This window comes from Paraconexibacter sp. (assembly GCF_041602235.1).
Taxonomy (GTDB): domain Bacteria; phylum Actinomycetota; class Thermoleophilia; order Solirubrobacterales; family Solirubrobacteraceae; genus Paraconexibacter.
In genome coordinates, this window is the sequence record NZ_JBFIGP010000089.1 from 1 (window position 1) to 12767 (window position 12767).

At 73.5% G+C, this 12767-nt stretch carries 8 protein-coding genes, 1 tRNA gene and 1 pseudogene; 5 read left to right on the plus strand and 5 right to left on the minus strand.

Annotation, left to right across the window (positions count from 1 at the left end):
• Positions 1-399, minus strand: a pseudogene (locus ABYE80_RS09285) (hypothetical protein); the annotation flags it as partial.
• Between the two features lie 73 nt (positions 400-472).
• Positions 473-3448: a M14 family zinc carboxypeptidase gene (locus ABYE80_RS09290; protein ID WP_372789997.1), complete on the minus strand. Its 2976-nt coding sequence runs from the start codon at positions 3446-3448 to the stop codon at positions 473-475.
• A gap of 234 nt (positions 3449-3682) precedes the next feature.
• On the opposite strand from ABYE80_RS09290, the gene ABYE80_RS09295 reads away from it, so the two are divergent.
• From ABYE80_RS09295 to ABYE80_RS09310, 4 genes are read left to right on the plus strand one after another with little or no spacing between them, the layout of a single operon-like run.
• Positions 3683-4399, plus strand: a complete 717-nt coding sequence (locus tag ABYE80_RS09295; RefSeq protein ID WP_372789998.1) for an ABC transporter ATP-binding protein — start codon at positions 3683-3685, stop codon at positions 4397-4399.
• A complete protein-coding gene (locus tag ABYE80_RS09300) occupies positions 4396-5499 on the plus strand; it encodes an ABC transporter permease (protein ID WP_372789999.1) in 1104 nt (367 codons plus the stop codon). Before ABYE80_RS09295 ends, ABYE80_RS09300 begins: the two co-directional genes overlap by 4 nt.
• Positions 5500-5501: 2 nt before the next feature.
• Positions 5502-6647, plus strand: coding sequence for a site-2 protease family protein (locus ABYE80_RS09305; protein WP_372790000.1), 1146 nt, complete (start codon positions 5502-5504; stop codon positions 6645-6647).
• A 7-nt stretch (positions 6648-6654) separates the two neighbouring features.
• Positions 6655-7653: a zinc-dependent alcohol dehydrogenase family protein gene (locus ABYE80_RS09310; protein WP_372790001.1), complete on the plus strand. Its 999-nt coding sequence runs from the start codon at positions 6655-6657 to the stop codon at positions 7651-7653.
• Positions 7654-7682: 29 nt separating this feature from the next.
• Here ABYE80_RS09310 and ABYE80_RS09315 read toward each other — a convergent pair whose 3' ends face one another.
• The gene (locus ABYE80_RS09315) at positions 7683-8705 is read right to left on the minus strand and encodes a patatin-like phospholipase family protein (protein ID WP_372790002.1); all 1023 of its coding nucleotides are present in this window, start codon (positions 8703-8705) and stop codon (positions 7683-7685) included.
• Positions 8706-8810: 105 nt separating this feature from the next.
• Positions 8811-8883 (minus strand) — tRNA-Gly (locus tag ABYE80_RS09320).
• Positions 8884-9019: 136 nt separating this feature from the next.
• Between ABYE80_RS09320 and ABYE80_RS09325 the strand changes: the two genes are divergently transcribed.
• Positions 9020-11215 (plus strand): sortase, encoded by a 2196-nt coding sequence (locus ABYE80_RS09325; RefSeq protein WP_372790003.1) that lies wholly within the window; start codon positions 9020-9022, stop codon positions 11213-11215.
• A 19-nt stretch (positions 11216-11234) separates the two neighbouring features.
• Here ABYE80_RS09325 and ABYE80_RS09330 read toward each other — a convergent pair.
• Positions 11235-12767: hypothetical protein (locus ABYE80_RS09330; RefSeq protein ID WP_372790004.1), on the minus strand; the 1533-nt coding region annotated here is incomplete at its 5' end.

Consider the following 12767-nt stretch of genomic DNA (forward strand, 5'->3'; position numbering starts at 1 on the left):
CACGCTTGCGACCGAGGACTGGAACGCCTGCGTCACGTCGATGTCGATGCCGCGCACGATGCCACGATCGAACACGCGCACCGCCGCCTCGGCCTGCGAGCCGTGCGTGATGTCGTCACCGACGATCCGCGGCCGCGGCTGTCCGGGTGTCCCGCGCAGCGTCACCCCGCTCAGCACGAACGCCCCCGGGGCGTAGGCGCCGGGGGCCGCGGTCACGACGTCCCCGTCGGTCGCCCCGAACAGCGCCGTGGGCAGCGAGCAGGGGGCGCCCTGCGTGCAGGAGTTGCCCGTGCCGTCCGGGGCCGCGAACCGGTCGGCGGCGCCTGCCGTGACCGGGGCCGCGAGCCCGAGGATCGCGGGTCCGAGGAGGGTCAGGAGCCGTCGGCGCTGGAGGGTCATACCGGGCATGACGCCCGGGACCCGACGATCCTTCCCGGGGGCCGGCCGGATGCACCGGCCGGCCCGCGGGGACCTACCTGACCGTCACCAGACGGCTGGCGCTCAACCGCGTGGCGCCCGCCGTGCCCGACACCGACACCCGGACGCGCAGCTTGCGACCGCGCGTCAGGGCGCGACGCGCCGACCGCGTGACGTACACGCTGACCGTGCGCGAGCGTCCGGAACTGATCACGAACGAGCGGCGTCCGAGCGTCGTGACCTTCTTGCCGGAGACGCGACCGCGCAGCAGCACCTTCCCGCGGCAGCGGACCTTCAGCTTCGGGCAGCGGACCTTCACGCCCAGGCGGCCCGTCTTGCGGGAGACCCGCGGCGTGCGCCCCACGGTGATCGCGACCCGCGCGGTGCGCGGGGCCGTCGGGCGGGCCGGCGAGGCCGGCGACGTCCCCGGGAACGGTGTGCCCTGCCCCGTGGCGGCACCGGTCGGAGGCGCGGCCACCGGGACGGGCTTTCCGTTCACCGACGGCGGCGGCACGGTGCCGGAGCCGCCGGCGCCGGGAGTGGTCCAGGGCCCGGGGTCGGTCGTGGGCGACTCCGTCGTGCGCTTGCCGCACCCGAGGTTGAACCGCACGGTCTGCCCGCGGCTGATGACGACGGAGTGCGACTCGCGCACCGTGCCGTCCGGGTCCTCGCAGGTCAGGGTGTAGGCCTCGGTGCCGCCCGGTCCCGTCGTCGTCCGCTGCGAGGTGACGTCGATCTGGTACTCACCGGTGAACGCCGCGTAGTACGTCACACGAGCGATGTAGTTCCCGGGCTGGGGCGACTTCACCATCACGGTCTCCCCGGCGCCGAACACGCCGCTGCTCCCGACCGGGGTCTGCGAGCCGTCGCCCTCCACCTTGAGCACCTCGAGGTCGTAGTCCTCGAGGTCACCGGGCGAGGACATCGCCACCGTGAGCGTGTCGCCGGCCTGCTCCGGCGTCACCGCGAAGGGCAGGTCCTCGACGCTCGTCGGCGCCTGCGGGCCGCTGCCCTTCAACGTCGCGACCGGCGTGGATTCGGCCGACTGCTCGCCCTTGAGCACGAACGGTCGCGTCGAGGGGTTGACGTGCCACTCGTACTTGCCCTTGGCGGGCACGGTGGTCGTGGCGTCGATCTCGTCGCTGAGCTCGATCGGGTCGGACCCACCGTCGGGGCAGACCGTCTCCGGCCCCAGCGTCACCAGCGGCTCGATGCCCTTGCCGCAGAAGGCGCTCGTCGTGGTGGTGAAGGCACGCTTCACGCGCAGGACCTGCCCCGCCGGTGCGTGGCCGGTGAGCACCGCATGGTCCGGCGTGCTGCCGGCCGCCTCGGCACCGAGCAGCAGCAGCTCGCGCAGCCCGCCCTTGCCGTTCGCGTGGGCGTTCTGACCGGTCCACTCGTTCACGACACCGGTCTCGTACGGCATGTGGAACTCGCCGCCCGGAGGACCGATCTCGATCGTGTAGCCGTAGCCACCCGTGGCCGCGTAGGTGTCGTCCTCCGTCGTGCCCGCAGTGTCGTAGAGCTGGAACCCGTACTGGGACTCGTAGCCCGCGGCGGCGCCCATCGCGTCGCCCAGGAGCTTCATGCGCTCCTCGTCGGGGGCCTGCCCGCCGTCGTGGACACCCGGCGGGCGCAGGACGAGCGCCGCGACCGTGTGGAGCGTGATGAGCGTGGTCGCGTGATGCGTGCGCGCGTAGTTCCAGACGGCCTGCGTCTCGGGCTCCGAGCGCGGGCCCGGGCCGTGGTAGGACTGCGAGGTCACGTCGGCCGAAGCACCGGGGCCACCCCAGGCCTTGCCGTAGTTGCGGTTGTTGTCCACGCCCCACGCGAGCTCGCACGGCAGGGAGGGCGACAGCTCGCCGTTGCAGTTCTTGCGGCGGTAGGCGAAGACGCCTCCGGGAGGCGCGACCGCCTCGACGAGCGTGAGGCCGATGCCGTCGACGTTCGGGCCGCTGTCGCCGCCGAAGAGCGTGTCGACCGGGTCCACCGCGCCGCGCGAGGCGACGAACCCGTCGACGTTGACGATCGGCACGACCACCACGCGCGAGGTCTCCAGGATCTTCGCGATCCGCGGATCCTGGGCCTGCGTGGCCATCATCGTGGCGAACTCCATCGCGGACTCCGCGGACGGCCACTCGCGGGCGTGATGCATGCCCATCAGGAAGTACACCGGGCGGCCGTCGTCGCCCTTCACGTCCTTGGCGATCTCGACCCCGGCGATCTCACGGCCCTGGTAGGTCGTGCCGATCACCAGCGGCTTGACGAGCGTCGGGTGGTCCTCGGCCAGCGCCTTGAGCTCCGTCTGGTAGTCGGAGAGGACCCGGTAGCTCGTGCGGCCGCTCGGCAGGGCCGACCCGCGCTGCCCGACACGCGCGGTGAACCGCGCATCGGCCGCGCGGTTGCGCGCGTTGAGCTTGCCGAGGTCGGCGTGACGGACCGTCGAGCTCAGGCCGCTGGCCGCGAGCTTCGCCTGGTCCTCGGCGCCGGAGACGATGACGTCGACCCAGCCCGGCCCGCGCGACTCGGTGACGTCGAGACCGGTGCGCTCGAGCGCGACGATCTGCTCGCGGGTCCCGCGGACCCGCAGGAGCTTGCCGGCGGGCGCCTGCGGCCGCTCGACATCGGCCAGGCGGAAGGCGATGCGGGCGGTGCGGGCGGCGCCGCGACGGCGGCACGCGATCGCGCTGATCCGCTCACCGGCGGTCACCCAGGCCTGCACGACCTCCTCGGCGCGGAAGCCCTGGGAGGAGCCCAGCGGCCGCCCGGCGCCGTCGAGGAGAGCGAGATCCCAGTCCCCGCGTCCCCGGAGCGCCGTGGTGAGGTACCCGGACATCGGGGCGCGATAGGTCGCTGTGGCGGTGCCGCGGGAGCCCTTCCCCGGGACGGCGCAGCCGGCTGAGGTCGTCGCCGCCGACGTGACGGCGGTCGACCGTGGCGGAAGCAACGTGGGCGTGGCTGCGTGTGCTGCGGTCGCGCCCGTGAGCAGCGCGACGGTGGTGAGGGCCGGGGCCCAGAGGCGTACGGACATCGGTGTCTGAGATCTCCTGATCGTTCTGATCGGCGGCGGACGTGGGCGTCCTGCCGGAAGTGGAGAACGGGCCTCCGGCACGAAACTTGCGGTCCGGGCGCAAGAAGGCGGCCGTCGAGGCCCTCCCCGGGCCCCGCATCCGCGCCAAGCACCTACGACACCACGTAGTTCTTCGCAGTGTCTGTGCACGCCCACCCCGTCGACGCGGATACCGGTGCAGCGTACGGTCGAAGGGTGCCCCAACCGCCCACGCACGCGGCCGTGCCCAGCGTCGCCGGCGTCGCCGTGCGCCTGGCCGGGGTCACCCGCGTGTTCCCCGGGCACGCTCCCGTCCTGGACCGGCTCGATCTCGAGGTCGCGCCCGGCGAGATGATCCTGCTCACCGGCCCTTCGGGCTCCGGCAAGACCACGCTGCTGCAGCTCGCAGCCGGCCTCGACCGGCCGGACGCCGGCGAGGTGTGGGTGGGCGACGTCCTCGTCTCGGACCTCGACAGCGCCGTCGACCTGCGACGCCACGACGTCGGGTTCGTCTTCCAGCTCCATCACCTGCTGCCGTCGCTCACCGCCCAGCGCAACGTCGAGCTGCCCCTGCTCGCCGCCCGCGTCCCCGGCCACGAGCGCAGGGACCGGGCCGGCGCCGCCCTGGAGCTCGTCGGGCTCGCCGGCAACGCCGACCGCCTCCCCGCGACCCTGTCGGGCGGCGAACGTCAGCGGGTCGCGCTCGCCCGCGCGATCGTGCACCGGCCCCGGCTGCTGCTCGCCGACGAACCGACCGGCGCCCTGGACCGCGTGTCCGCCGACCTCGTCATCGCGCTGCTGGCGGCGTTGCGGGACGCCGGCACGACCATCCTCGTCGTCTCGCACGACGAGACGTTCGCCCGGGTCTGCGACCGGCATCTCGTGGTCGAGGGCGGAACCCTGCGACCGGCCTCCCCGGCGGTCACGGCATGATCGCGCTGCTCCTGGGCAACCTGCGGTACCGCCCCGGTCGCACCCTGCTGACCGCCTTGGGCACCGCCGTCGGCGTCGCGACGATCGTCGCGCTGCTCGCGGTCACCGACGGGATCAAGTCGACCGCCGGCGAGCTCGTGCGCCTGGGCCGCGCGGACCTGGGCCTGTTCCAGGAAGGCACGTCGGACCTCACCGCCTCGACGCTGCCGCTCGAGCTGCGCGCCCGTATCGAGGCGCGTCCCGGGATCCAGCGCGTCGCTCCCGTGCAGCTGCTGGTCGAGGCGGTCCCCCAGGACTCCAGCGCCCTGGTGTTCGGCGCCGAGCCCGAGAGCTTCCTGGCCAAGCGCCTGGTGATGACCAGCGGCCGCCAGGTCACGGGCGACCGCGAGGTGTCCGTCGGGGACCGCCTCGCCGCGTCGCAGAACATCGCGGTGGGCGACAGCCTCAGCGTGCAGGGCGGGGTGTTCACCGTGGTCGGCGTGCACCACAGCGGCATCTTCTTCGAGGACACCGGGGCCGTCATCACGCTGGCGGCGGCCCAGGAGCTCACGGGCCGCCCGCGCGACGTCACCACCATCGCCGTGGAGCTCGACCCGACCCGCCGCGCGTCGGACGCCAAGGCTGACCTCGGCGCCGCCCTGCCCGGGGTCATCGCCATCGAGTACCCGGAGGAGGCGGTCCGGGCCGGGGCCAGCACCCAGCTCATCCAGGACGCCGGCACGGTGATCGTCGTGATGGCGCTGATCATCGGTGGCATCGCCGGGATGAACACCATGCTGCTCGCGACGCTCGAACGTCGCGGCGAGTTCGCGCTCATGTCGGCGGTCGGCTGGAGCGGGCCGCAGGTCGCGAGCGTCGTGGTCCTCGAGAGCCTGCTGATCGGGCTGATCGGAGCGATCCTCGGGATCGGCGCCGGGGTTCTGGGCAGCCCCCTGCTCGTCGACGCGCTCGGGGTCGGCGCGATCGTCCGGACCGACGTGACCGCCGGGGCCGTGGTCAGCGGCCTGCTGGTCGGCGGCCTGATCGGCGTCGTCAGCGGCCTGTACCCGGCCTGGCGCATCGCCCGGCTGCGACCGGCCCCGATCCTGGCGGGGCGCTGACGATGGGCGGGAACGTGATCCGGCTCGGACGCCTGGCCGGCATCCCCTTCGGGGTCCACCCCCTGTGGCTGGTCATCGTCGTGCTGCTCACGACGAGCCTCGGCGGCGCCTACTACCCGGACGCGGTCCCGGACCTGTCCGACGGTGCCGCGTACGCCCTGGGCCTCGCCAGCACCCTGGCGCTGTTCGCCGGGATCGTCGCCCACGAGCTCGGCCACGCGGTGGTGGCCCGCCGCCACGGCGTCGAGATCGAGGAGATCGACCTGTGGCTGCTGGGTGGCGTGGCCCGCATGGCCAACGAGCCGACCTACCCGAAGGCCGAGTTCCGGTTCGCGCTGGCGGGTCCTGCCGTGACCGCCATGCTGCTGGGCGCCTTCGGGGCGCTGCGTCTCGGGCTGGGAGCCGAGATGTCGGACTGGGTGCGCGCGTTCGTCGACTACCAGCTGTACGTCAACGCAGCGATCCTCTTCTTCAACATGCTGCCCGCGTTCCCCCTGGACGGCGGTCGGGTGCTGCGCTCGCTGCTGTGGATGCGATCGGGCGACCGGGACACGGCGACGATCAGCGCGGGCACGATCGGCGCCGGCTTCGGCTGGGGGTTCGTCTTCCTCGGCGTCATGATCACGCTCGAGGGCGCCAACGGCATCATGCTGGCGCTCGTCGGCGCCTTCATCATCGTCGCGGCCCGCGGCGAGCGGGCGAGGGCCTCGCTGCACCACGCGGTCGGAGACCTCACCGTCGTCGACGTCATGGAGCGCGCGCCGATCACGGTCCCCGCGGAGATGAGCGCGGAGCTGGCCGTCGAGCGGATCGTGCGCCCCCACCCCCACGCCGCCTTCCCGGTCGTGGACGGCGACGGGCTGGCGCTCGGCCTGCTGACCCTCACGAGCCTGCGGCAGATGCCCCGCATCCAGCGGGAGCGCGTGACGGTGGGCGATCTCGTCGTCAGCGGCCCAGGCGTCGTCGTCGGACGCGACACCGCCCTCGGTGACCTCGTCATGGACACCCAGTTCGCGGAGATCGGCCGTGCCGTCGTCGTGGAGGACGACCGCACCGTCGCCGGCCTCGTGTCGATGACCGACGTGCAGCGCCGCCTGCTGCTCGCCGCCCCCGGGGCCTCCCTGCAGCCGATGACGAGCGCGCGATGATGGGTGCATGAGCGGAGCCCCGCAGGCCACGAGCCGGGCCGTCGTCTTCGACGGCGTCGGACTCCCCCTGCGGCTGGAGGAGCGCCCGATCCCCTCCCCCGGCCCCGGTCAGGTCCTGCTGCGCGTGCTCGCGTGCGGACTGTGCCGCACCGACCTGCACCTGCTCGACGGGGAGGTGCAGGTGCGCCGGCCGCCGCGCGTCCTCGGCCATCAGATCATCGGCGAGGTCGTCGGCGAGGGCGGGCGGATCGTCGGCGTCCCGTGGATCGGCTGGACCTGCGGCGAGTGCTCGTCCTGCCGCTCGGACCAGGAGAACCTCTGCCCCCGGGCTCGCTTCACCGGCTGCGACATCGACGGGGGCCTCGCCGACCACGTCGTCGCCGACGAGCGCTTCTGCACCCCGGTACCCGACGGGTACCCGCCCGCCCAGGCGGCGCCGCTGCTGTGCGCGGGTGTCATCGGGCACCGTGCGCTGCGGATGGCCGGTGCGGGCCGGCGGCTGGGGATCTACGGCTTCGGCGCCGCGGCCCACATCCAGATCCAGGTCGCGCGGGCGCGCGGGTGGGACGTGCTGGCCTTCACGCGCGAGGGCGACGAGGCGGCCCAGGCGTTCGCGCGGGAGCTCGGCGCGATCTGGTCCGGGCCCTCCAGCGCCGACAGCCCCGAGCCTCTCGACGCGGCGATCATCTACGCACCCGCCGGTGAGCTCGTCCCGCTCGCGTTGCGCGCCGTGGTCCCGGGCGGCACGGTCGTCTGCGGCGGCATCCACATGAGCGACATCCCGTCCTTCCCCTACCGCGATCTGTGGGGCGAACGCACCCTGCGGTCGGTGGCGAACCTCACCCGGGTCGACGTCCAGGAGTTCCTGCCGCTGGCGGCGGGCGTTCCCGTGCGCACCAAGGTCACCGAGTACCCCCTGTCCCGCGCCGCCGAGGCCCTCGAGGACCTGCGCGCGGGCCGGTTGACAGGCGCGGCGGTGGTCGTGCCGGGGCTCGACGCGGGCTGACGAGCCGCCCGCGCCGGAGGCCTCCGCTGTCAGGCGACGACGCGCAGCTTCGGTCGCGACCTGGTCCCTGACGTGCCGGTCGGCAGGTTCACGCCGCGCAGTTGCTCGTCGAGTCCCTCCGCAACCGAGGCACGGGCCGTCTCGAGCACGCGCCGACTGCGCCCTCGATCCATCGGATTGAGGCCCATGGCGCGGATGTCTGCACCGGTCGGCTGCAGGTGCACGACCTGGGTCCCTGCGTCGCGCAATCGTCGCAACTCGCGCTCGGTCCGCGCCGCCGTGGCGGTCCGGACTGCCCCGAACACGGCGGTGTCGAGCCAGGGACCGCGGTCGCGCGTCGAGAACGGGGTGAGGCAAACGACCGTGTCGCACTTCTCGGTTGTCAGGCGGTCGGCGTTGGTGAACGAGCGCAGCCCGCCGTCGACGTACACGCGACCGTCGATGCGCACCGGCCGGTAGTAGCTCGGGACCGCGCAGGAAGCGGCGACGGCGTCGGCTAGGTCGGCCTCCGGCGCCCCCAAGGCGCCGAACGTGACGAGCCGACCCTCTCGGACGTCCCAGCTGTGCAGCCAGAGGTCCGTGTGCGTCGGCCAACCCGCGGCGACGGCCTCATGCGTGAGCCCGCGGATCTCGTCGGTCGGACGCATGCCTCGCGGTAGGAAGCCGCTGAGCGACGACACCCTCTCGCGCCAGTTTGTGGTTGCCAGCCCGGCGACCCCGAGCCGCAGCGATCCCGGCAGCGGGAAGGCGAACCTCTCGCCCGGCCGGTCAGTGATGGCGCGGTCGATCGCGGCACGCAGCAGCGCGGGGTCCTCCGCGTAGGGCAGCAGATCCACCGGGTCGCGGCGTGCACCCAGGACGGCCGCCACGATCGCCCCGGCAGACGTTCCGGCAATCACGTCGGCCGTGGACGGGTCCCATCCCGTCTTCTGCTGCAGGGCTTTCAGCGCGCCTGCCAGCCATGCGACGCCTGTGATGCCACCGGCGCCGAGAACGAGTCCGACCTTGAGCGGTACGGGCGCTCGACGGCCCGCGAGGTTGACGAGCGACATGGGCCACGTATCTCTGCGCACCGCCCGACGTTACGTCTGCCACCGCCGTTCGGGGGGTGTCTCAGACCCACGGGAACGCCCCACCGCATGGCGAAGCATCCTCAGAGCGGGCGACCGGGATCGAACCGGCGACATTCAGCTTGGAAGGCTGACGCTCTACCAACTGAGCTACACCCGCGCGTGCCTTGATCCTAGCGGGCCGCGGAACCCCGGCGCGGGACGGGCGGTCCGAGCGGCCGCGGCGACGTACCCTGACGGCAGCGCGGACGCCGTGCGTACACTCGCTGGATCGGCCCTCGCGCCGATATGCGCCTATGGACTTCGAGGTTCAACACTCCGAGTACGCCGATGCGGGGGCCGCCGGTCTCGAGCTCCGCCTCCGGGGACGGGCGCGAGCGGACGCGTCGATCACCGTCGGTCCGCCGCTCCTGATCGCCCGCACCGCGATGAACGCCACGCGGATCCGGGCGCTGCCCGGCACGCGCGATCTGGACCTGCGTCCGGAGTGGCTGCCGTTCTCGCTCGCGTACACGATCTCGCGCGACCTGGCCAACGCAGCCCCCTCCTTCACGCTCGAGGCGACCGCCGCCACCCCCGCGACCCGAAGGGCGCCGACCGCGCCCAGCGGCGCCGAAGAGCCCCCGCGCCCCGGCCGTCCCCCCCGGGAGCCGCGCCCCGCAGCCCGCCCGACCCGAGCAGCCCGCCCGGCCCCGACGGAGCCGGCGCGACCGGGACGGACCGCCACCGCGGACCTCGAGGGCGTGCTCGCCTCGCTGTCGCAGGCGATCGACGACCTGTCGACGGTCTCCACGCGGCTGCCCGAGATCGAGCACCGGGTCTCCAGCGTGGAGCAGGCGCTCGACCGTCCGCCACCGCCGGAACGCGACCCCGACCGGCTCCGGGCCCTGCTCGAACGCGCAACCTCGGCGCACCAGGAGCTCGAGCTCCGTACGCGGCGTGCCGAGGCCTCGCGGGCGCAGGACGCCGAGCGGCTCCTCACCGCTCGGTCGCGGGTCGAGGAGCTCGAGGCCCGGCTGGCCTTCGCGGAGGCCGAACGCGACCGCGCCGCGCAGGAGCGTCATGCCGCGACGACTGCCGCAGCCGACGCCCAGACCGCCCGCGCCGGGCTCGCGGCCGCCCGCGAGGAGCTGGATCAGCGCCTGCAGGCCGCCGAGCGCGCCCGGCAGGAGGAGGCGGCCCGACACACCGCTGAGCAGGCGCGGGCCGAGGAGCTCTCGCAGCGCCTCGCCGCAACCGAGTCCGAGCGGGACAGCCTCTCCGCCGAGATGGCCGCGCTGGCGGACGCGCGGTCGGCCAGCGAGCACGACCACGCTGCGGAGACCGCCGCTCGTCGCGAGCTGGAGCAGCGAGCCCTCTCCGCCGAGCGCGAGCGCGAGCAGAGCCTCGAGCTGGTCGCGCAGGAACGGGCTCGCGGCGACGAGCTGACCGCCCGGCTCTCGGCCGCCGAAGCCGACCTGCAGCGGCTCGCCGCCCAGCTCGACGCCGCGCGCGCACCCGCCTCCGACGCGGTGGAGGACGACCGTGCGACCGCCCTCCGGGATGAACTGGAGGAGCGAGCTCGGGCCGCCGAACGTGCCCTCGAGGCCCAGACCGCCCGCGGCGACGGCCTCGCCGCGCGATTGGCCGCCGCCGAGGCGGCGCTCGACCGTCTCTCGGACGACCTGGAGGTCGCGCAGCGCGCCGCCGGGCAGCCGACCGAGGAGCGTGCGGACCGGGCCGCAGCGCCGACCGCGCAGGAACCCGCGGTCACGGTCCCCGTCGACGGGGAGGAGCCGCAGGAGGCCGCGCGCCGGCGCCGCTTCCGCCCGACGCTGCCCGGCGTGATGTTCATGGTCGGCGCGCTGATCTTCACCGACGGGTTGCTGACGATCACCTGGAAGGAGCCGATCTCCTCCTTCTACGCCGCCCGGCAGCAGTCGGCGCTCGACGACGATCTGGAGGAGCTCGACGCGAAGCTCCTCGAGGTGTCCGTCGAACTGCCGGACATCCCGTCGCCGCGTGAGCGCATGGAGGTCTACGCGCGACGCCTGGATCGCCAGCTGCGCGGCGGCAACGCTCTCGGCCGCCTCAAGATCCCTCGCATCGGCACCAACATCGTGGTGGTGCACGGCACCGGCGCCGACGACCTGCGCAAGGGCCCCGGGCACTACTCCACCAGCCCGTTGCCGGGAGAGCGCGGCACGGTGGGGATCGCCGGCCACCGCACCACCTACGGCGCGCCGTTCCGCCGCGTGAACGAGCTGCGCGACGGCGACACCATCTCGATGACCATGCCGTACGGGAAGTTCGTGTACGTCGTGGAGGGCAAGCGCATCGTCAAGCCGTCCGACACCTCGGTGCTGCGGAACGTCAAGCGGGACAGGCTCGTGCTGACCGCCTGCCACCCGCTCTACAGCGCCGAGAAGCGGATCATCATCACCGCGGCGCTCAAGCGCGCGACGCCCGCCGGACCGGCCCTGAAGCTGAAGACGCCCGGCGCGAAGGCCTGAGCGCGGTGCCCCTCGGGGGTCAGCCGACCCGGATCTTCACGGTCGCGCCGCGGTAGCCGAGCTTCGAGACCGACAACGTGACCGTGCCGCGACGGCGCGGTCGCAGCCGCAGCGTGAGTCGGCCGCGCGTGCTGGACGTGCGCTTCAGTGACCGCAGGCCGGCCCCCTTCACGCGGACCGTGGCCTTGGAGACCTTGCCGCCCCGCGTATCGGTGAGCCGCACCGACACCTTGCTCGTCACGCCGCGCCGCAGGCGAGCGGTGACGCTGACCTTGATGCCCTTCGGCAGGGAGAACGTGCCGGTCGCCGCGGTGCCCGCCGCGTTCCCTTCGTCGAGGGCCTGCACCCGCCAGTACAGCTTCCCGCCGGTGCGCGCGACCGCCGAGGCGGTGTCGAAGACGACCGCGGTCGTCGCGGTGCGCTTCGTGATCGCCCCGCTGAAGTCGTTGGTCGCCGCGAGCTCGACCAGGTACTGCTTCGCGGCGGGGACCGGACTCCACGCCACCTCCATGCGCTTGCTGGTGCGCGTCCCCACGACGCGGGTCGGCGCGGGAATGGTGCGGACGAAGCTCTGCGGGACGAAGTAGCCCCCGGACACCTTGCGGCGGCCCGCGGTGGCGAACGTCGCGCGGGCCCGCCAGGTGAACACGCCGCTGCCGAAGAACGCGGTCGGGGTGAAGACCGGCGAGCTGATCGTGAAGTCCTTCGGGCGACCGTCGGACTGCTCCACGTGGACGTCGTAGGAGACGGCCCCGATGAGCGGCGTGAACGACAGGATCGGGATGCCGGACCCTGCGGGAGTCACCTGCCCCAGGACGGCAGGCACCGGGAGCCGGCGCCGGAAGGTGCCGGTCGCCGACCAGGACATCCCCACGTCGTTCTCGTCGAGCATCTGCACCCGCCAGTGGAGCGCGGTGTCGGCCGGGTAGGCGGTGGAGCTGGTGTAGGCCGTCGACGCGGTGGCCACGTCGTCCAGCAGCGTGGCGAACGTCGGGTCCTGCGCGACCTGCAGCCGGTAGCGCCGCGCGCCCTCGGCGGGCGTCCAGCGGAACGTCGGGACGAGGTCCACCAAGCTCCCCGGGGCGGGGGTCAGCAGCTCTGGGGGCCGGGACTCCTTCTCGAACGCGACGGTCGTCGTGTGGCCGTCGCCGACCTGTGCCGTGCTCCCCGTGCCGTTCGCGTTGGCGGCGGGCAGCACCGTCCAGTAATAGCTCGTCGTCTCGTCCGGGTAGGTGATCGCGGTCAGCTTGTCCGAGCCGGGGGCGTAGGCGTTGATCCGCACGTACGCGTAGTCGGTCACCGTGGTGAAGTCGGGGTCGTTGGAGACCACCACGTAGTAGCCACGCGCACCGGGAACGGGCGCCCAGGTGAACAGCGGCAGGCGACCGTGCGCGGACCCTCGGGCGGGGGACCGGTAGGACGCGTCGGGGACCACGAACGGCGCGGTCGGCGTCCCCGGGTCGGGCTCGACGAAGCGGAACGCCGCGTCGGACCCGCCGCTGCGCACGTAGGTCCAGGTGCTGACGAAGCCGTTGTCCGAGCCACCGGGCCG